Source organism: Nonomuraea sp. K271 (genome assembly GCF_009908215.1).
Classification (GTDB): Bacteria; Actinomycetota; Actinomycetes; order Streptosporangiales; family Streptosporangiaceae; genus Nonomuraea; species Nonomuraea longispora.
Genome location: NZ_JAAAHR010000053.1, coordinates 20,075 through 39,164, shown reverse-complemented (window position 1 = coordinate 39,164; position 19,090 = coordinate 20,075). Strand labels below are relative to the sequence as shown.

General features: G+C 71.8%; 17 protein-coding genes, 1 other RNA gene and 1 pseudogene. 14 read left to right on the top strand and 5 right to left on the bottom strand.

All coding sequences use genetic code 11. The annotated features are described in order from the left end of the window. Nucleotides 1–242 precede the first annotated feature (242 nt). The 5 genes from ftsE to ssrA all read left to right on the top strand — a co-directional run bounded on the left by ftsE (nucleotide 243) and on the right by ssrA (nucleotide 4,999). Nucleotides 243–932 (top strand): cell division ATP-binding protein FtsE, encoded by a 690-nt coding sequence (gene ftsE / locus GUY59_RS19940; protein WP_132333661.1) that lies wholly within the window; start codon nucleotides 243–245, stop codon nucleotides 930–932. A 20-nt stretch (nucleotides 933–952) separates the two neighbouring features. After that, nucleotides 953–1,861 carry a permease-like cell division protein FtsX gene (ftsX, locus tag GUY59_RS19935; protein WP_138202551.1) on the top strand — a complete coding sequence of 303 codons (909 nt, stop codon included), beginning with the start codon at nucleotides 953–955 and terminating at the stop codon, nucleotides 1,859–1,861. Nucleotides 1,862–1,915: 54 nt separating this feature from the next. Next, a complete protein-coding gene (gene smpB, locus GUY59_RS19930) occupies nucleotides 1,916–2,383 on the top strand; it encodes an SsrA-binding protein SmpB (RefSeq protein WP_132333663.1) in 468 nt (155 codons plus the stop codon). A 52-nt stretch (nucleotides 2,384–2,435) separates the two neighbouring features. Beyond that, nucleotides 2,436–4,289, top strand: a complete 1,854-nt coding sequence (locus GUY59_RS19925; RefSeq protein ID WP_138202552.1) for a penicillin-binding transpeptidase domain-containing protein — start codon at nucleotides 2,436–2,438, stop codon at nucleotides 4,287–4,289. 326 nt (nucleotides 4,290–4,615) lie between these two features. Then, nucleotides 4,616–4,999: a transfer-messenger RNA gene (gene ssrA / locus GUY59_RS19920) on the top strand. 81 nt (nucleotides 5,000–5,080) lie between these two features. Here the strand turns inward: ssrA and GUY59_RS19915 are convergent. Genes GUY59_RS19915 through GUY59_RS19900 form a run of 4 tightly spaced genes read right to left on the bottom strand, consistent with a single transcriptional unit; the run spans nucleotide 5,081 to nucleotide 7,789 of the window. Then, nucleotides 5,081–5,860, bottom strand: coding sequence for a class I SAM-dependent methyltransferase family protein (locus GUY59_RS19915; protein WP_138202553.1), 780 nt, complete (start codon nucleotides 5,858–5,860; stop codon nucleotides 5,081–5,083). After that, nucleotides 5,857–6,417 carry a lysophospholipid acyltransferase family protein gene (locus tag GUY59_RS19910; protein ID WP_138202554.1) on the bottom strand — a complete coding sequence of 187 codons (561 nt, stop codon included), beginning with the start codon at nucleotides 6,415–6,417 and terminating at the stop codon, nucleotides 5,857–5,859. Before GUY59_RS19910 ends, GUY59_RS19915 begins: the two co-directional genes overlap by 4 nt. Next, nucleotides 6,414–7,208 (bottom strand): phosphatidate cytidylyltransferase, encoded by a 795-nt coding sequence (locus GUY59_RS19905; RefSeq protein WP_138202555.1) that lies wholly within the window; start codon nucleotides 7,206–7,208, stop codon nucleotides 6,414–6,416. The genes GUY59_RS19910 and GUY59_RS19905 overlap by 4 nt, the downstream gene beginning before the upstream one ends. Beyond that, nucleotides 7,205–7,789, bottom strand: coding sequence for a CDP-alcohol phosphatidyltransferase family protein (locus GUY59_RS19900; protein WP_138202556.1), 585 nt, complete (start codon nucleotides 7,787–7,789; stop codon nucleotides 7,205–7,207). The genes GUY59_RS19905 and GUY59_RS19900 overlap by 4 nt, the downstream gene beginning before the upstream one ends. A gap of 329 nt (nucleotides 7,790–8,118) precedes the next feature. Between GUY59_RS19900 and GUY59_RS19895 the strand changes: the two genes are divergently transcribed. From GUY59_RS19895 to GUY59_RS19855, 9 genes are all read left to right on the top strand, one after another. Then, a complete protein-coding gene (locus tag GUY59_RS19895; RefSeq protein WP_132333669.1) occupies nucleotides 8,119–9,363 on the top strand; it encodes an MFS transporter in 1,245 nt (414 codons plus the stop codon). A gap of 341 nt (nucleotides 9,364–9,704) precedes the next feature. Further along, on the top strand, nucleotides 9,705–11,069 hold the full coding sequence (locus tag GUY59_RS19890; RefSeq protein ID WP_138202557.1) for a sugar transferase: 1,365 nt from the start codon (nucleotides 9,705–9,707) through the stop codon (nucleotides 11,067–11,069). Between the two features lie 3 nt (nucleotides 11,070–11,072). Further along, nucleotides 11,073–12,350, top strand: coding sequence for an O-antigen ligase family protein (locus GUY59_RS19885; protein WP_138202558.1), 1,278 nt, complete (start codon nucleotides 11,073–11,075; stop codon nucleotides 12,348–12,350). Next, a complete protein-coding gene (locus tag GUY59_RS19880; protein WP_138202559.1) occupies nucleotides 12,347–13,852 on the top strand; it encodes a lipid II flippase MurJ in 1,506 nt (501 codons plus the stop codon). Before GUY59_RS19885 ends, GUY59_RS19880 begins: the two co-directional genes overlap by 4 nt. Further along, complete coding sequence (locus GUY59_RS19875; RefSeq protein WP_236667315.1) at nucleotides 13,849–14,550, top strand: polysaccharide deacetylase family protein; 702 nt, start codon at nucleotides 13,849–13,851, stop codon at nucleotides 14,548–14,550. The genes GUY59_RS19880 and GUY59_RS19875 overlap by 4 nt, the downstream gene beginning before the upstream one ends. Next, a complete protein-coding gene (locus GUY59_RS19870; protein ID WP_138202560.1) occupies nucleotides 14,547–15,647 on the top strand; it encodes a glycosyltransferase in 1,101 nt (366 codons plus the stop codon). The genes GUY59_RS19875 and GUY59_RS19870 overlap by 4 nt, the downstream gene beginning before the upstream one ends. Further along, nucleotides 15,644–16,222, top strand: coding sequence for a hypothetical protein (locus GUY59_RS19865; RefSeq protein ID WP_138202561.1), 579 nt, complete (start codon nucleotides 15,644–15,646; stop codon nucleotides 16,220–16,222). Before GUY59_RS19870 ends, GUY59_RS19865 begins: the two co-directional genes overlap by 4 nt. After that, nucleotides 16,219–17,376 carry a GNAT family N-acetyltransferase gene (locus GUY59_RS50780; RefSeq protein WP_138202562.1) on the top strand — a complete coding sequence of 386 codons (1,158 nt, stop codon included), beginning with the start codon at nucleotides 16,219–16,221 and terminating at the stop codon, nucleotides 17,374–17,376. Before GUY59_RS19865 ends, GUY59_RS50780 begins: the two co-directional genes overlap by 4 nt. Continuing rightward, the gene (locus GUY59_RS19855; RefSeq protein WP_138202563.1) at nucleotides 17,367–18,554 is read left to right on the top strand and encodes a glycosyltransferase; all 1,188 of its coding nucleotides are present in this window, start codon (nucleotides 17,367–17,369) and stop codon (nucleotides 18,552–18,554) included. Before GUY59_RS50780 ends, GUY59_RS19855 begins: the two co-directional genes overlap by 10 nt. A 230-nt stretch (nucleotides 18,555–18,784) precedes the next feature. On the opposite strand, the pseudogene GUY59_RS51420 reads toward GUY59_RS19855, so the two are convergent. Beyond that, nucleotides 18,785–18,892: pseudogene (locus GUY59_RS51420) on the bottom strand (hypothetical protein); the annotation flags it as partial. Nucleotides 18,893–19,090 lie beyond the last annotated feature (198 nt).

Here is a 19,090-nt window from a genome sequence, read left to right as displayed (position 1 = left end):
GGTGGGCGCATTGCGCGCATACGAGGTGTTCACAGCTCATGACAGCCCCAAGTCTAGCCGCACAATCGTTTTGTTTCCGTTATGGACGTTCCATGCCAGTCTTCCCTCTAGACTGTCGTCTGGCCAATCGGAACGTCGATCGTCGGTAAAGAAGACGCCCCCGGTCGGCCAGTGGCGGGAAGTGGGCATATGCCACCCTCGCTTCCGTCCTGACCCCTAGACTGGCATGCCGTGATGCTCTCGTGATCCATTTCGATAATGTCATCAAGGTCTACGCGAACCAGAACCGGCCCGCTCTCGACCACGTATCCGTAGACGTGGACAAGGGCGAGTTCGTGTTCCTCGTCGGTCCCTCGGGATCAGGCAAGTCCACGTTCCTGCGTCTGATCCTGAAGGAGGAGCGGCCCAACGGCGGAGCGATCCACGTCGCAGGCAAAGACCTGTCCCGCCTCTCCAACTTCAAGGTGCCGCACCTGCGCCGCCGCATCGGCTGCGTGTTCCAGGACTTCCGGCTGCTCCCGAACAAGAACGTCTACGAGAACGTGGCGTTCGCTCTCGAGGTCATCGGTAAACCCCGGCGTTTCATCCGCAAGGTGGTTCCCGAGGTCATCGAGCTGGTCGGCCTGGAAGGCAAGGCCCACCGCATGCCCGACGAGCTGTCCGGCGGCGAGCAGCAGCGCGTCGCCATGGCCCGAGCGTTCGTCAACCGGCCGATGATCCTGCTGGCCGACGAGCCGACGGGCAACATCGACCCCGCGACGAGCATCGGCATCATGAAGGTGCTCGACCGCATCAACAGGACTGGCACCACGGTCGTCATGGCCACGCACGACGCGGCCATCGTCGACTCCATGCGCAAGCGTGTCGTGGAGCTGGAGGACGGCAAGATCGTCCGTGACCAGTCGCGTGGCGTTTACGGCCAGGCGTACTGACAGGGAGCTGCAGACAGAACATGCGGGCGAATTTCATCTTCTCCGAGGTCTGGATCGGCCTCCGTCGCAACTTGACCATGACGATCGCGGTGATCATCACCGTGGCGGTCGGTATGGCGATGCTGGGCGTCGGCTTGATGATCAACGCCCAAGTCGGCCTGATGAAGGGCTACTGGGACGACAAGGTCGAGGTCTCCGTCTTCCTGTGCGGCAAGGGGACCGCCATGCCGGGGTGCAACGGCAAGGAGGCGACCGGCAACCAGATCAAGGCCCTCGAGACACACATCAAGAGCATTCCTGGGGTCAAGGAGGTGTACTTCGAGAACCAGACGGCGGCGTACAAGAACTTCAAGGACTCCTACTCCGCCAACAAGGCCCTCGTCGACGCCGCCAAGGTCGAGGACATGCCGCAGTCGTTCCGCATCAAGCTGGTCGATCCGGACAACTACCAGCCGATCGTCCAGGCGGTGAAGGGCCAGCCGGGCGTGGCGCAGGTGCTCGACCAGAAGGAGCTGATCGGCCCGTTCTTCGTGATGCTCGACCGGCTCGCCTTCGTCGCGCTGGCGGTGGCGATCATTCTGGTGCTGGCGGCCGCCCTGCTGATCGGCAACACGGTCCGGCTGTCGGCGTTCAACAGACGCAGGGAGACCGGCATCATGCGGCTGGTCGGCGCGTCCAACCTCTACATCCAGCTTCCCTTCGTCATGGAGGGCGTGATCGCCGGCCTGATCGGCGGCGTGTTCTCGGCGATCATCCTGATCATGGCCAAGGTCTTCCTGTTCGAGGAGCTCGGCAGTTTCTTCGGGGACGCCACCTCCCAGCTGGGCTGGAACGACGTGGCACAGACGATCACGATCACCATGGTCATCGGCGTCGTGATCTGTGTGCTCGCCTCGTTCGTGACGCTCCGCCGTTACCTCAGGGTCTAGTCATGCGCGCGCGGATGGGCCGCCGCCGCTCCGGCCGCCGGTAAAGTCGGAAGCATGCCACGTGAGACCGGGCGGAAGGTCATCGCCCAGAACAAACGTGCTCGGCACGACTACCACGTCGACGAGACCTTCGAGGCGGGGCTCGTGCTGCAGGGCACCGAGGTCAAGTCGCTCCGCGAGGGCCGCGCCTCGCTCGTCGACGGCTACGCCAGCATCGACAACGGCGAAGCGTGGCTGCTCAACGTGCACATCCCCGAATACACGCAGGGCACGTGGACCAACCACACGGCCCGACGCAAGCGCAAGCTGCTGCTGCACCGCAAGGAGATCGACAAGCTCGCCGCCAAGACCAAGGAGGGCGGGCTCACGATCGTGCCGCTGGTGCTCTACTTCAAGGACGGCCGGGCCAAGATCGAGATCGGCCTGGCGCGCGGTAAGAAAGACTGGGACAAACGGCACGCACTGGCGGAGCAGCAGGCCAAACGCGAAATGGCGCGGGCGCTGCGGCACCGCACCCGATGAGGGCGGTGGCACCGCACCCATGACACGCGCCCGCCGCACCCTCGGCGCACCGATGAGGCGCGCCCGTCGCACCGTGACCGCCACCCTCACGCTGGCGGTCGCGAGCACGATGCTGACCGGCTGTTTCGAGGAGCCGTCGCCGCACGACGCGGTGCGCGACTTCCTCGTGGGCTGGCAGTCGGGCGACTACGGGCTGGCGGCCGGCCGCGCCGACGGCGACCTGGCCACTGTGCGCAAGGCGCTGGCCGACGCCAAGCTGGAGCTCGACGCCGCCTCCTTCCGCTTCAGGATCACAAGTGTCACCATGACGGGCGAGGAGTCCAGGGCCGGTTTCCACGCCGAGGTCGATCTCGGGGAGAACAACCCGCTCTGGGAGTACGACGGCGTGCTGCCGCTGCACCTGGTCGACGGGGTGTGGAAGGTGCGCTGGTCACCGTCCGTGCTGCATCCGCAGCTCAAGGAGGGCCAGCGCTTCGCCGTCGACACCGACCCGACGCCACGCCAGCCGGTTCTCGACAGGTCGGGAGACTCGCTGCAGACCGACACCGTCCTCTACGTCGCGGGCGTCTATCCCGCCAGGCTGGGCGGCAAGGCGGAGGAGGTCGTGGCTCAGCTGTCCGAGGCCACGGGTTACGCCCAGGACCGCCTGCTGAGCCGCATCAGGTCGTCGCCGCCCGACAAGTTCGTGCAACTGGTCACGTTCGGGCGCTCGCGCTATCAGTCGATGCAGCCGAAGCTCGACGCGATCGCCGGGATCGAGATCGAGCCGCAGGACCAGCCGGTCAACCCCGACGCGCCCCGGCAGATCGTCGGCACCGTCAGCGCGCTCACGCCGGAGAGCGAGCAGAAACTCGGCGGTCCGCAGCGGGCCGGCGACTCGGTCGGCAAGAGCGGCCTGCAGCAGGCCTACCAGGAATACCTGACGGGCTCCACGCAGACCAAGGTGATCACTCTCGATCTCAAGACCGGCGAGCAGGTCGCCCTGCTGAAGGAGTGGCCGGGCCGGCGCAACCTCTCGGTGAAGACCACGATCGACCGCACCGTCCAGGCGGCGGCCGAGCGGGCGGTGTCCCTCACCGACACCAGCGCGCTGGTGGCCGTCGACCGCAACACCGGCGAGATCCGCGCGGTCGGCACCAAGAACCTGCACCAGGAGAAGCAAGCCCTGGCCGGCAAGTTCCCCGCGGGCACGGCGTTCTCCATCGTGGCCGCCGACGCGCTGCTGAAGTCCGGGGTGAGCCCCAAACAGCGGCTGGCCTGCCCGCAGGAGCGCACCGTCGGGGGCGCGACGTTCGCCAACTCCGGCGGGAGCGCCGGCACGACGCAGTCGGCCACGTTCCGCGAACACTTCGCCAAGGGATGCGTGACCGCGCTGGCCTCGCTCGCCCGCCGGGTCACCGCCGACGACCTCGCCAAGAGCGCCAAGGCCTACGGCATCGGGCAGCCATGGCGGCTGCCGCTCAAGTCGTTCAGCGGCACCCTGCCCGAACTGACCGGTGACGCCGACAAGGCCAAGGCGATCGCGGGCCAGAACGTCGAGGTGAGCCCGCTCAGCATGGCGCTGGTGGCCGCCGCCGTCGCCTCGGGCACCTGGCATCCGCCCGTGCTGGTCACCGAGCCCAAGTCGCCGGATCCCGCGGCCGAGGTCGTCCCGACCGCACAGCCCGCGCCGGTGCCCGTCGATCCCAAGGTCCGCTCGGCGCTGACGGCGATGATGCGGTCCGGCGCGGTCGGCACGCCCGCCCAGGCGGGCAAGGGCAAGGTCTACGGCGTGACGGCGACGGCGGGCGACGAGCACACCTGGTTCGTCGGCTGGCAGGGGGACGTGGCGATCGCGGTGCTGGCGAAGAACCACGACGCCGGCGCGGTGGCGGGCAGCTTCTTCGCGGCCCTGCGCAGTTCGTGAGGGCGGCAGGGCAGGCGCTCGACACCCATGGTGAGAAAATCGTGACGCCGAGCAACCATGCGGGCTGTCGGCTGCGTCTTACTGAGTGACTGGGCCCGCTCGGGGGGTTGCGGATCCAGTCGCCGTGATGAGATCAGGACTTCATCTCGGGGGAAGTCCTGCCGTCCGGACCGGCTCGACCCTGCCGGTCGGCCCCCGGGAGCGCGTGCCACCGTGCCACGCTCCCGGGGGTTTCGCCATAAGGGAATTAAGTTGGCGCGAAGGGCGTTGTCCCCTGTACATTCGTGTCGCGCAGCTCTTTCGCGAGATGTGTTGACAACTGCACAGGGGGTGACTGGCTTCGACTTTGGCCTTGCAAGCCAGGTGAAGCGGGCCGAGGACTGCGGACATAACCTCGTTAATCCTGTGACCGCAAACAACAAGTGCCAATTCCAAGAGCACTGTGGCGGCCAGGGACTCCCTGGCCCTCGCTGCCTGAGCAGCGAAGCCACTGTCAGCCCGGGAGCGCCTTCGGCCCGGTGTCTGGCATCGCTAGAAGGCTCAACCGGTCGACCCGGCCACGGGGGAGATCGGGAAATCTAACAGTGGCTGAGCCCGTCGGCGACTTGCCTGCGTGATCGCCGGGGCTGAGAAAAACACAGCAGGCTGCGCCCGGAGAAGCCCTGACTTGGGGTTGAAGGACGCGGGTTCGATTCCCGCCACCTCCACCACGTGAAACCGCCTCTTACCTGAGGGAACACCGCAGGTAAGGGGCGGTTTCGTCTGTCGGGCACCCCTGGGGAGAAGCGGCGTCAGAGACCGTCACCGATGTTGTGCGCGGTGGTGACCGCGAAGAGCCCCACCTTCTCCATACGGCTGACCACGTCCTCGAAGCCGGCTTCGCGCGCCCAGCCGTGGGCCTGCTGCACGGACCTGCACTCCATGACCCAGGGCACGCCGTCGCGGTTGGGCAGCACGTTGGCGATGAACTCCAGCTGCGGGTGGCGGGTCTGGGTGGTGAAGATGAGCACGCCGTCGGGCGCGAGCAGGTCACGCAGGCGGGCGATCGACTTGCTGATCAGCTCCTCGTCCAGCATCAGCTCGTACAGGCCGGAGACCACGATGACGTCGGCCGGGCGGTCGAGCGGCGCGGGTTCGAAGGCGTCGCCCTGCTCGTAGACGATGTTGGTCAGGCCGCGTGCCGCCGCCTGCTTCTCGCCGAGCGCCAGCCCGTCGGTCGCCAGGTCGCGGCAGACCACCCGCGTCTCGGGTTGTTCCTTGGCCAGGTCCTGAAGGTAGCGGCCGGGACCGGAGGCCACGTCGAGGATCAGCGCCCGGCCGGCTCTGGCCGAGACCTCCTCCCTGAGCACGTCGTGCAGCAGGGCCCGCCGGGCACGGATGGCACGCCATCCGACGGCGTTCAGATAGACGCGGTCGATGACCTTGCCCAGGCCGAGCCACCCGTGCGACTTGTCGGCGTAGACGTAGTCGAGCATCGTGCCGCTGTCGAAGCCGTGTCGGTAGCCGATGCGGATGCCTTCGCTGAGCCGGCCGACCGTGCGCAGCAGGAACCGTATGAGGATCCACTTCATGAAATATCTCCTTCGATCAGGTCGTGCGCGCTCTCCAGGTCGTGAACAGGCCGGTTGAAGCGGACGAGCACCTGTCCCCGCCGCACCCGCCCGTGCACGGGCAGCACCTCGGAGGTGCCCTGGATGGTCACGGGCTGGATCGGTACGCCCGCCTTCTCGGCGACGCGCGCTGCCCCGGAGCGGAACGCGCCGACGCGGCCGTCCCGCGAGCGCGTGCCTTCGGGGAAGACGACGACGATGCGTCCCCGTTCCAGGAGCCGTACGGCGTGGGCGAGGTCGGCCGAGCCGCCCCCGCCGCGCCGTACGGGAAATCCGGCGACGAGGGTGCGGCAGACGAGCGACCGCAGCGGGCCCGCGAACCAGTAGTCGGCGGCGGCCGCCACCACGGGACGCCTGCGCGCGGGCAACGCGGCGAGCAGAGCCGCGGTGTCGGCGTGGGAGCTGTGGTTGGCGACGACCACACACGGCCCGTCAGGGACCGTCCCTTCGACCCGCAACCCGCCGTTGCAGGTGAAGGCCGTCCGCCATAGATACCGCCGCAGGAGAGCGCCGTTCATGAGAGCACCACCGCCAGGGCCAGGGCGATCAGGAGGGAGTCGACACGGTCGAGCAGGCCGCCGAAGCCGGGTAGCCAGGTGCCCGCGTCCTTGACGCCCGCGCCGCGCTTGACCATCGACTCCACCAGGTCGCCGAGGGGAGCGCCGACGGCCACGGCCACGGCCAGGGCGGGGGTGAGGGCTCCGAGCAGGGCCAGTACGGCGAGCCCGCCCGCCGCGCCGCCCAGGACGCCGCTCCAGGTCTTGACCGGTGACAGCGGTGACAACCGCGGGCCGCCGACGAGGTTGCCGCCGCACCACGCCGCCACGTCGGCGATGGCGACGGCCAGGCAGAGCGCGAACGCCTGGGCGGGGCCGAGCAGGACGAGCCCGGCCAGGGGCGCGAGCCAGAGCAGCCCGAACATCCCGAAGGCGGCCCTGCGGGCGCCGTCCTCCGCGTCGCCGGACAGGACCGGCGCCAGCACCATGGCCAGTAAGCACCCGGCGACCGGCCCGTACATGTCCCCCATCAGCGCGGCGACGGGGAGGAGAGCGGCGTGGGCGATCAGGATGACACGTTCGGGGGTGCGCAGCCGTACCAGGCGGGTGTATTCGACGGCGCAGACGACGCCGAGCAGGACCGCGAGGACGGTGGCGCCCCGGGGGCCGAGCAGGAGGCAGCCGGTCACGAGTGGCGCGGCGACGGCCCAGGTGGTCCAGCGGCGCACCAGCTCGCGCTGCCTGGACCGCCAGACCGCCAGCCCGCTCACTCCGAGGGCTCCGGCAAGGTAGGGGGCGGTGTCGAGGATCATGACGTGGCCTCCCGCAGCTCGCGGTGGACGCGCGTGATCCGTACGACCGCTGTGAGCAGGGAGCCGGCGGCGAGCGCGATCAGCCAGCCCGTCCAGCCCGTGAGGGCGAGCAGCACCAGCAGCGCGCAGCGCTCGGTCTTGCCGACGGGGCCGCCCTGCGGACGCCGCGCCCCCGCGGCGGCGCCCGCGAGTGCGGCCCACGAGGGGAGGGTGGCGGCCAGCGCGGCGGCGGCCACGAGCGCGGGGTCGGCCAGTGCCAGGCATCCGGCGAGCGCCGCGTACTCGGCGAGCCGGTCGCCCAGTTCGTTGACCACGGCGCCGAACCTGGTGCTCCGGCCGCCGTCGCGTGCGACGCCGCCGTCGAGGTTCGCGCAGGCCAGGCGTCCGGCGAGGGCCGCCGCGACGGCAACCGCCGCCCACGGTCCCGTCTCGCCCAGCCCGAGTACGGCTCCCGCCGCCGCCCCGAACACGATGCCCGCCACGGTGATGGCCGAGGGGTGGACGCCGTGGGTGACCAGGAGGGCCCGCACCCCGCTGAGCCGGGCGGCGTACCAGGGTTTGAGCGCGTACAGACCGTTCATGTCGCCAATGTCTCGCGCCACGGGGAGCCGATACATGGGGGTTTCTGCGCAATTGCCCATAGGTACTGCTACTCACCGGTAGCACTCGTCGAGCAAGAACCATCCGGTATCACCGAGTGGTCAGGCCAGCATTGATCACGTGGTCAACCATGCTGCGGACAATTGTCCGGGGCAGTCCTCCCGCTGGGGATCAGACCCTTGACAGGCGACCCTGGGCACATCATTCTGAGGCCAGCCCATGGTGACCACTGTACGGACGGTTGTCCGCCAAGCGCGCGGCTGCGTGTCCGACGGTGGTCGCGTGCCCCTCCAGCGCATAGGAACGCCAGATGAGCAGCACCACAGAGCGCCCCCAGGGCGGCGCCTCCCCGCAGGTGACGAAGGCCTCCGTCGCGATCGGCTTCGCGGTCCTGTGCGCGTCGTACATGCTCAACGCGATGGACCGGCAGATCTTCTACCCCCTCCTGCCCGAGATCAGGAACGAGCTCGGTTTCTCTCTGGAGCAGGGCGGACTGCTGGCCACCGGCTTCACGCTGGGGCTCGCGCTCGCCGGGCCCCCGGCCGGCTACCTGGCCGACCGGCTCTCCCGCAGGACGATCATCGTCATCAGCGTGCTGGTCTACTCGCTCGGCACGCTGGCCATCCCGCTGGCCGTCGGGTTCGTCGACATGAGCATCTACCGCCTCGTCTCCGGCGTCGGCGAGGGTGTGCAGGCCACCGCCCTGTACGCGGTGATCGGGGCGTTCTTCTTCCACCGGCGGGCGCTGGCCGCGGGCGTCGTGGGCGTGGCGTTCGGGCTGGGCGTCTTCCTCGGCCCGCTCATCGGCACGGGGCTCGCCGAGAGCTCGGGCACCTGGCGCACACCGTTCTTCCTGTTCGCCGCCGCGGGCCTCGTCATGAGCCTGCTCATCGCGCTCACGGTGTCGCGCAAGATGACCGAGGCGGTCACCGGCACGGCCACCGAGGCCGACGCCACGTCGTACGAGCACGTGCCGGCCTCCCCCTACAACCGCAACACGCTCGCCGTGGGCATCGCCTGTGCCGTGTCAGGCCTGGTGTTCTACGGCTATCTCGGGCTCTACCCCACCTTCCTCCGCGAGGGACTCGGCTTCACCGCCGACCAGGCGGCCTTCGCGGTGTCCATGGGCGGTCTCGGCGCCATGATGGCCCTGCCGGCCGGCTGGCTGGGCGACCGGTTCAACCAGGCCCGCCTCCTGATGTTCGCCATGGTCGCCACCTCGGTCACCGCCTACCTCATGTACCAGGTCGCGACCGGGACCACGGCGCAGTACGTGCTCTCCTTCCTCATGGGCACGTTCGCCAGCGGCTTCCTGTTCACCAACTGCTCCACCGCGATGCAGCGGGCCGTCCGCCCGCACCACGTCGGCCGGGGCGCGGGCCTGTTCATCCTCACCTACTACGTCGCCGCCGCCTTCTCGGGGCTGCTGTTCGCCCGGCTGGTGGGCGCGCTCGGCTGGGACGGCGCCGGTCTCTGGCAGCTCACCCTCCTGCCCGTGCTGGGCGTGGCGGGTCTCCTGCTGGTCGATCCGGCCAGGATGGTCCTGCGGCGGTAGGCCGATCCGGCTCGTGAACGGCGGTGTCCCGACGGGCGCCGCCGTTTTCGCGTGGTGAATCCGCCGCCAAACTCCGAAATGGCGTTCGTTGTTTCAACGAACGGCCAAGGAAATGTTGCGGAGCGCGGGCGTACTTATGCCCCGACGTTCTCGATCTGGGCGGTCCGTGGAGCTACGATCAAGGCGCTCGCTGCGGGATTGTTCGCGTATTGCATAGCAAAGCCCCTGCTCAACGCCTATGCCGCGGCAGGTTGCCGGAAAGGCGACTAGTGGCTACATAGGTGGACCGGATTGGCTGATCGAAGGTCGGTCCGGTCGAACGAGCTATTTCCGGAGAAGCAGTGGCTGTTAGCGTTGAGGGCGACCGGCGGGCCGCACGGCCGGCGGGCCGTCAAAGCTCACGACTATGGCGGGCGACCCAGCCACTCGCTCTGGCCGGCATCGACCTGCTGTGCATGGCGTTCGCCGCCGCCCAGGTGGGCCGGGGCCTCCCGCCCGTCGCCCTCGCGGCCGTCCTGGTCGTCGTGCTCAACGGCCTCGGGCGGGTGTACGCGCCACGGGTCCTGCCCTCCGGCCTCGACCGTGGCGGCTGGATCGCCGGGTCCGGGTTCGTGGCCGCCTGCGTGGCCTTCCGGGAGTCGGCGTCGTTCGTCACGATCGCGTTGTGCGCGATGCTCTGCACGTTCCTCGCCGTGTGCGGCAGGAGCGTGCTCGCCTTCGCCGTACGCCGAGCGCACCGGTACGGCCGGCCGGCGCCCACGCTGGTGATCGGCGCGGGCCCGCACGGTCACCTGCTGGCGCAGAACCTGCTCGCCCACCCGGAGTACGGACTGCTCCCCCTGGGCTTCCTGGACGAGACGGGTGGTGACCACCCCGGCCTGCCCCTGCTCGGCCTGCCCGTGCTCGGCCGGCCCGGCGAGATCGCGCACCTCATCCAGGCCTACGAGGTGCGCGCGGTCATCCTCGCGGGACAGTGCCAGCAGCCGGTCGCGCGAACGGCGAGGGCGCTGGGCTGCGACGTGTACCTCGCGCTCGACCTGAGCGAACTCATCGTCGACTTCGTCACGCTGCGCGAGCACGTACGCGGGTTCCCGCTGCTCCGCATGCGCCCCGCGGCGCAGCGCAGCGCGTTCTGGCCGCTGAAGCGGGCGCTCGACATCGCGGTCGCGCTGGCGGGTCTCATCGTGACCGCGCCGGTCCTGGCGGTCTGCGCGCTGGTCATCCGCGCGGAGGTCGGCCAGAGCCCGCTGTTCAGGCAGCGGCGCGTGGGCTGCCAGGGAGAGCCGATCGACGTGATCAAGCTCAGGACGATGAAGCCCGCAGACGCGCACGAGTCGGCGACCCTGTGGAGCATCGCCCACGACAGCCGCGTCGGCCCGGTGGGCAGGCTGCTGCGCAGGACCTCGGTCGACGAGCTTCCTCAGTTGTGGAACGTTCTCAAGGGCGACATGAGCATGGTCGGCCCCCGGCCGGAGCGCCCGCACTTCGTCGACGAGTTCTCCCGGACGATCCCCGGCTACGGCATGCGGCACAGGGCGCCGGCCGGGATCACCGGGTGGGCCCAGATCCACGGCCTGCGCGGTGACACCTCGATCGAGGACCGCGCCCGGTTCGACAACCACTACATCGACGGCTGGTCACTCGGCACGGACATCAAGATCATGGTGCGGACCGTGGGGTCCCTGCTGCGGCTGGGCGGGAGCTGACCCTTGGGCGCCCTGCACCGACCGAGCCTCGTGGCGGCCGCGACCGTGCTCCTCACCTGCCTGCCCGCCGGGGCCGGCGGCGTGTTCGGGCAGGCGCGGGTGACGGCCGCCGACCTCGCCACCGTCGCGCTGGCCGCCGTCGCGCTCGCGCTCCTGGTCGCGAGCGGGCGCGCGGCCGAACTGCCCGCCCGCGCGCTGGTCCTCGCCCCCGTCGCGGGCGCGGCCTGCATCGCCGTGCTGGCCTCGCCCGACATGGCGGCGAGCGTGCCCGGCGGCCTCAGGTACGTCCAGGTGTTCGTGATCGTCCCGCTGGCTGTCATGGTGACGGTGCGCGACCGGGCCGACCGGCTGATCGTGGGCGGTGCGGTCGTCGGCGCGGCGGCCGTGCAGGGCGTGGTCGGCTGCGTCCAGACGCTCACCGGCACCGGGGCGTCGTACGCGGGCGAGCGGGTGCGGGCCGTCGGCACGTTCGGCGCGCTCGACGTCATGGGCATGGCCAGCGTGGTCAGCTTCGGCGTGGTCATCCTGCTGGGCGCGGGCCTCGCCGTACGCGGACGGTGGCGCGCGGCCGCGTTCGGGGGCGCGGCCCTGCTCTGCGTCCCCCTCGCCCTGTCGCTCAGCAGGGGAGCCTGGCTGGCCCTGCTCTGCGCGGTCCTGGTCATGGTGTTCCTGCACAGCCGGGTGCTCGCCGCCCGGATGGTCCTCGCCGGCGCCGCCGCCGGGATCGTGCTGCTGGCCGCCGGGCTCGGCACGGGATCGGACGTGCTGGGACGGCGGGTCGCCTCGATCGCCACCGCCGTGACCCAGCCCGACCAGTCGCTGAGCGACCGGTACACCCTCTGGCGCACCGCCGCGGGCATGTGGCTCGACCACCCGCTCACGGGCGTGGGCCCGCGCCGGTTCGCGGAGCTGCGCGACACGTACGCGCCGATCGAGCTGTCGTCGGGCAGCGACACCGACGACCCGGTCCACGGCTTCCAGCGCCGGCCGCTGCTCTCGCCGCACAACATGTACCTGCTGACCCTCAGCGAACAGGGACTGCTCGGCCTGGCCGCGCTCGGGCTCTGCCTGGGGTCGCTGGCGTGGTGGGCGGTCCGAGGGGGCGCGGTCATCGCGGCCGGGCTGCTGACGTGGCAGCTGGCCGACTTCGTCTACGGCGACATCGGCGGGCCTCCGACGCTGGTCATGTCGGTCGTGCTCGGGCTCGTCCTGTCGCGCGTCGCCCGGCCCGCGCCGTCGCCGGTGACCGGCGTACCGGCCGGGCACGGCGGGACACGATGACGACGGCCACCTCGCCCGCGGTCAGGGCCGTCAGCGTCACCGCGCTGCTCGTCGGGCTCGGCTCGCTGCTCGGCTTCGTCCGTGACCTGCTGCTGGGCACGACGTTCGGGGCCGACGCCGGCACCGACGCGTTCCTCGTCGCCTGGACGATCCCGGAGACCGCGGCGCCCCTGCTCATCGAGGGCGCCATGGCCTTCGTGCTGGTGCCGCTGTTCAGCCGGGCGGTGGAGGCGGGCGACGACGCGCGGGTCCTGGTGTCGTCGACGTTGCCGTACCTGTGCCTGGGGCTGGCGGCGCTGAGCGCGGTGGCCGCCGCGAGCGCGCCGTGGCTGGTCGGCGTGCTCGCTCCCGGCATTCCGCGGGCGGACCTCGCGGCCGACTGCATGCGTGTCGCCTCGGTCACGATCCTCACGTTCGGGCTGGCCGGATATCTCAGCGCGGCGCTGCGCTCGCACGAGACGTTCGCTCCGCCCGCCGCCATCTACGTCGCCTACAACGTGGGGATCATCGTCTGCCTGTGGTCCCTGCGCGACCAGGGCGCGTACGCCGCCGCGGTGGGCGTGGCCGTGGGCGGCGTCGCCATGGTGCTCGTCCAGGCTCCGGCGTTCGTGCGGCGCTTCGGCCGTCCCCGCCGCCCGACGCGCGGGATGCCGCTGCCCCTGGCGGCGTTCCTGCCGATCGCGGTCTTCACGCTCGCGCGCCAGAGCCAGGTCTTCATCGAGAGGTACGTCGGCTCCTCGCTGCCCGAAGGGTCGATCTCGCACCTCAACTACGCGCAGAAGATCGCGCAGGTGCCGATGGTCCTGTCGCTGATCGTGGCGACGGTGACCTTCCCCGCCCTCGCCCGCGCCGTCGCCGCCGGCGACCGCGAGCGAGCCCGCGAACGGCTGGCCGGCGACGTGGTCGCCGCCTCGGCGATCGTGCTGCCCGCCACGGCGGCGCTGCTGGTCTGCGCTCCCGACGTCGTGGCCGTCCTGCTGCGGTACGGCGCGTTCACCGAGGCGGACACCGTCGCCACCGCGCAGATCATGCGCGTGTACGCGCTGGGTCTGCTCGGCCAGGCGGTCGTGGGGGTCGTGTGCCGCGCGTACTTCTGCGGGCCCCGCGCCTCGTGGTACCCGGCACTCGCGATGGCCGCCGGGCTGGCCGCGACGGCTCTGCTGGCCCGGCCGGCGTGGGGTGTCACAGGGCTGGCCGCGGCCAACGCCGCCGGGATCACGCTGACCGGCATGGTACTGGTGGCCGGGCTGCGTCGGCGGGTCATCGCCCTGCCGCTGCGCGACGCCGCCGCGCCCGTCGGCGTGCTGCTCCTCGCCGCCGCGGCCGCCGTCGGCGCGGGCCTGCTGACGCGGCCGCTGCTCGCGGGCCTGCCGCAGCCGGTGGCACTCGCTCTGACCTGCGCCGCGATCGCCGCCGCCTGCTGCGCCGTCGCGGCGCTGGCGGGGGCCACGACCACGCTGACAGAAATCACCCGCTCGATCAGGACGCGAGGCCGCGCATGACCGCCATGCCGTACGTGCTCATGTACCACTCCGTCGACAAATGTGACGACGATCCCTTCCAGATCACCGTCTCGCCCGACCGCTTCGCCCGGCAGTTGCTCTGGCTGGCCCGGCGCGGCCTGACCGGCGTCTCCATGAGCCGGCTGCTGCGCGCCCACACAGAGGGCGACGCGAAGGGCCTGGTCGGGCTCACCTTCGACGACGGGTACGCCGACTTCTGCAGCGAGGTCGTCCCCGCGCTGCTCGAACGCGGGTTCAGCGCCACGGTCTTCGTGGTGTCCGGCCTGGTCGGCGAGCACAACGCCTGGGACGAGGGAGGGCCGCGCAAACGCCTCATGGACGCCGACGGCCTGCGCTGGGCCGCGCGGCACGGCATGGAGGTCGGCGCGCACTCGGCCGGTCACCGCTCGCTGACCGGGCTGAGCGAGGCCGAGCTCCATGACGAGGTGGCGGGCGGCAAGGCGGCGCTGGAGGACCTGCTGGGCGAGCCGGTGAACGGCTTCTGCTACCCGTACGGGCATGCCGGCGCGCGGGAGGTGGACGCCGTTCGCAGGGCCGGCTACGGCTACGGCTGCGCGATCTGGAAGTCGGAGCTCAGCGGCCGGTACGCGCTGCCGCGCACCTATGTCGGCGAGCGGGACGGCGCCCTGCGGCTGCGGGCCAAGCACGCGCGTCACCGGGTCCGGTGGGCCTGGTGAAGGTCCTGCACGTCATCACGGGTCTGGCGGCGGGCGGCGCGGAGCAGCAGTTGCGGTTCCTGCTGCCGCACCTGCGGGCCCGGTGCGACGTCGCGGTCCTCACCGGCAGCGGCGTGGTCGCGGACGCCATCGCGCGTACCGGCGTGCCCGTCCACCAGGTGGGGATGCGCGGCAACCGGGACCTGCGGGCCGTCGGGCGGCTGGCCAGGCTCATGCGCAGGCACCGCTACGAAGTGGTGCACACCCACCTGTATCGCGCCTGCGTGTACGGCAGGCTGGCCGCGCGGCTGGCGAACGTCCCCGCGATCGTGGCGACCGAGCACTCGATCGGCCGCGAGCACATCGAGGGGCGCAGGCCCACCCTCCCCGTCAGGGCGCTGTACCTGGCCAGTGAGCTGCTCGGACACCTGACCGTGGCAGTCTCGCCGACCGTGGCCGACCGGCTGGCCGGCTGGGGCGTGCCGCGCTCGCGCATCGTGGTGATCCCCAACGGCGTCGACGGCCGGGCGTTCGGCTTCGACGCGGCGCTGCGCCGGCGCACCCGGCTGCGGCTGGGCGTGCCCGCGCGCGCCTTCGTGATCGGCGGGGTGGGCCGGCTGGAGCCGGGCAAACGTTTCGACACGCTGATCGAGGCGTTGCCGGCGCTCGGATCCGCGGTCCTGCTCCTGGTCGGCTCCGGTTCGTACGAGCCGCGACTGCGGCAGCTCGCCGGTTCGGTGGGCGCGGGTCACCGGGTGATCTTCGCCGGCGAGTCGACCGACGTGCGGGCGATGTTGTCGGCGATGGACGTGCTGGCCGCTCCGTCGGCGGAGGAGACGTTCGGGCTGGCGGTCGTCGAGGCGCTCGCCGCGGGCCTGCCCGTCCTGTACGACGCCTGCCCGGCCGTCGACGACCTGCCGCCGGGTTCCGCGCCCGGGGCAAGGCGTGTCCCGCCGGACCGGCTCGCCGCCGAACTGGCCGCGCTCGCCGCCCGCCCGCCCGGACGGCTGCCGCCGCCCGAGGCCGTCCGCCTCTACGACATCCGCCGTCAGGCCGACCGGCTGGAGTCGCTCTACCTGCGCCTGCTGGGCGCCGTACCCACGGAGGATCAACGATGACATGGAACCGGGCCCGCATCATGAGCGTGCTCGCGCGATGGTGGCTGCCGCTGTCCCTGACGCTGGGAGCGACGGGCGGGGCCGTGTACGCCGTGGCGAGCGACGCCGTCTACTCCGCCGACGCCTACGTCGTGGTGGTGGCGGGCGGCGACCCGGCGCAGGCGATCGACTTCGCCTCCGCGTACGCCCGCATCTCCGCCCACCCCGGCCTGCTCACCGGCGACGAGACCGAGTGGGGCAGCCTGAGCGTGGCCGCCTCGCCGGACGCGCCGCTGGTGCGGCTCACGTCCGTGGCGCCCACCGCGTGGGTGGCCGCCGACCGCGCCAACCGGGCCGCCACCGCGCTGATCACGTACGCCAACAGGCACGCCACCGACACCCGCGTACGGCTGGCGCCCTTCGCCAGCGCGTCCATCCCGGCTCACCCCTCGGCCCCGGTGCCGCTGGTCGGCATCGCCGTCGGCGGCTTCGGCGCGGCCCTGGTCGCCGGGCTGGTCCGCCTGGCCGCGCCGCAGGCGCTCCGGCAGGTGCGGCGCGAAGAGCCCGCGCCGGTGCTGACCGGGGCGAAGGCGTGAGCGCCGCGACGCCGGGCGCGTCCACGTCGCGGACCTCGCCTCCGATCCCGCGCGCCGGGCGGCCCACGCTGCGGGTCGTGCCGCGCAACGCGCTGGCGGGATTGGCGGAGGACTGGGCCGGCCTGTACGCGCGCAGTTCGGCCGCCACGCCGTTCCAGTCGTACAGCTGGCTCTGCTCCTGGTGGCGGGCGTACGGCACTCCGGGGCGGCTGCGGGTGTTCCTGGCCTACCGGGGCGGGCGGCTGGTCGCTGCGGCGCCCCTCAGGCTGGAGTACCGGCTGGGCTGCCGGGTGCTGACGCCCGTCGGCGGCGGGCAGTCCGACTTCACGGACATCATGGTGGACGACGCCGAGGGCGAGGCGGGCCTGCGCGAGCTGCGAGCCGGGCTGCTCGCCCAGCCGGGCTGGGACGTGATCGACCTGCCCGAGGCGCGGCCGGGCGCGGCGATCCTGCGGCTGGCGGGGCTCTGGGGCGGCCGGGCCTGGACTCTGCCCGCCTCCACCTGCCTGCAACTGCCCGGCCGGCCGATCGAGCAGGTGATGGCCGGGCTCAACAGCCGGCGCGCACGGCGGCTGCGTACGGCGATGCGCAAGCTCGACGCGATGGACCTGTCGGTGGACGTGGTCGAGCCGGACCGGGTCGAGCACTCGGTGCGCGAGCTGCTGCGGCTGCACGTCCTGCAGTGGGAGAGCCGTAGGATCAACGTCCAGCACACGGAGCCGCGCTTCATGGACCATCTGACGCGGGCCACGCGGTCGCTGGTGGTGGAGGACCGCGCGGTTCTGAAGGAGTTCAGGGTACGGGGACGGCTGCGGGCCTGCGATCTGACGGTGGTCGGCAAGGACTTCGTGGGCGGCTACCTGTACGGCGCGGATCCGGAGCTGCGCGCCGAGGCCGACGTGCTGACGATGTTGTTGCGGGACAACCTGGAGACGGCCCATCGGCTGGCCAAACCGGTGCTGAGCCTGCTGCGCGGCGACGAGCCGCACAAGGCGAAGTTCGGCTGTGAGGCGGTCGTCAACCAGCGGGTGATGCTGGGCCGCGGCGTACGCTCGGCCGCCTACGCCGCGAGCGCCGGCACCCGGGCCGCGGGCCAGGAACTGCTGAAGCGGCGCTGCCCGCGGCTGGTGGAGAGGTTCGCGGCATGGCGGTGAGGCCGCGCGTCCTGCACGTCACCCAGCCGGTGGACGGCGGGGTCGGCGCGTACGTGGCGATGGCCGCCGCCGACCAGGCGCGGCGGGGCTGGCGGGTCGCGGTCGCCTGCCCGCCGGCCGGTCAGCTGGCCGGCGACCTGGCCGGTTCGGGCGTGCCCTGCCTGGCCTGGGAGGCGACCCGCGCGCCGGGTCCCGCCGACGTGGGGCAGGCGGCCCGGCTGGCGCGGATCGTCGGAGAGTTCGGCCCCGACGTGGTGCACCTGCACTCCTCCAAGGCCGGGCTGGCGGGCCGGGCCACGCTGAGGGGACGGGTGCCCACCGTCTTCCAGCCGCACGGCTGGTCCTGGCTGGCCGCCCGCGGCGTGCTCGCCGCCGCATGCCTGGGCTGGGAACGGCTGGCCGCGCGCTGGGCCGACCTGGTGGTCTGCGTGGGCGAGGGCGAGGCGGCGCTGGCCAGGCGGCACGGCGTGCCCGCCGAGCTCGTGGTGGTCCGCAACGGCGTGGACCTGCGCCGCTTCCGGCCGGCCTCCCCGGCGGATCGTACGGCGGCCCGCGCGGGCCACGGCATCCCCGAGGGGACGCCGCTGGCGGTCTGCGTCGGCCGGGTCACCCGGCAGAAGGGCCAGGACCTGCTGCTCTCGGCGTGGGAACGGGTGGCCGCGCGCGACGGCGCGGCCCGGTTGGTCGTCGTCGGCGACGGCCCGCTGCTGCCCGAGCTGCGGGCGCGGGCCGTGCCGCGCGTTCACTTCACCGGCGACGTGTCCGACGCCAGGCCCTGGTACGTCGCGGCCGACGTGGTGGTGCTGCCCTCCCGCTGGGAGGGGCTGCCGCTCACGGCGCTGGAGGCGCTGGCCACGGGACGTTGCCTCATCGCCTGCGGCGTGCCTGGGATCTCCGAGCTGGTGTCCGGGGCCGTCGGCGCGCTCGTGCCGCCCGGCGACGCGGCGGCGTTGGCGGAGGCGCTGCTGCTCAGGCTCGGGAGCCCCTCGCTGGCGGCGGCGGAGGGCTCGGCCGCCGTCGAGCTGGCGGCCGGATTCGACGTGGGCGGGTCGATGGACGCGCTCGCCGAGTGCACGCTCGGGCTGCTGGGAGTCGGTACGGGGAACGGCCGCCGGCGCAGCCGCTCGCGGAAGATCTCCGCCGAGCGCGGGTTCGACGAGCACTGCCAGATGCCGTGAGGACAGTAATCGGAGATCGAGTGATAGAGCACGTTGTGACTGTCGATCCAGTCGAGCATCCGGCGGACATAGTCGGGCCGGTCGCCGTTGCGGAACAGCCCCCACTCGGGGAACGAGATGGCCTTGCCGCGCTGGGCCGCGAAGTCGGCGTGCGCCTGCAGCCCGTACGGCTGGGTGACGTAGTCGGAGAAGTCGTCGCCAGGTCCCTGGTCGTAGCTGTCCATGCCGATGATGTCGACCACGTCGTCACCCGGGTAACACTCCGTCCAGGGGATGGCGTCGAGCCCGCGGCTGGGCGCGAAGTCGAAGCGGAATCGCTGGCCCGGCGTCGCGCGCATGGCCGCCACGATGCGCCGCCAGTACTGCTTCCACGCCTGCGGGTCGGGCGCGCAGCGGCTGGAGTACGTCGTGCCGTTCATCTCCCAGCCGAGCACGATGATCGTGTCGCCCGCGCCGGCGGAGACCAGCTTCCTGCCGAGTTCGCCGAAGTGGTGGTCGCGCTCGCCGCGTGCGCCCTCGGCCAGCCGCTGGGCCAC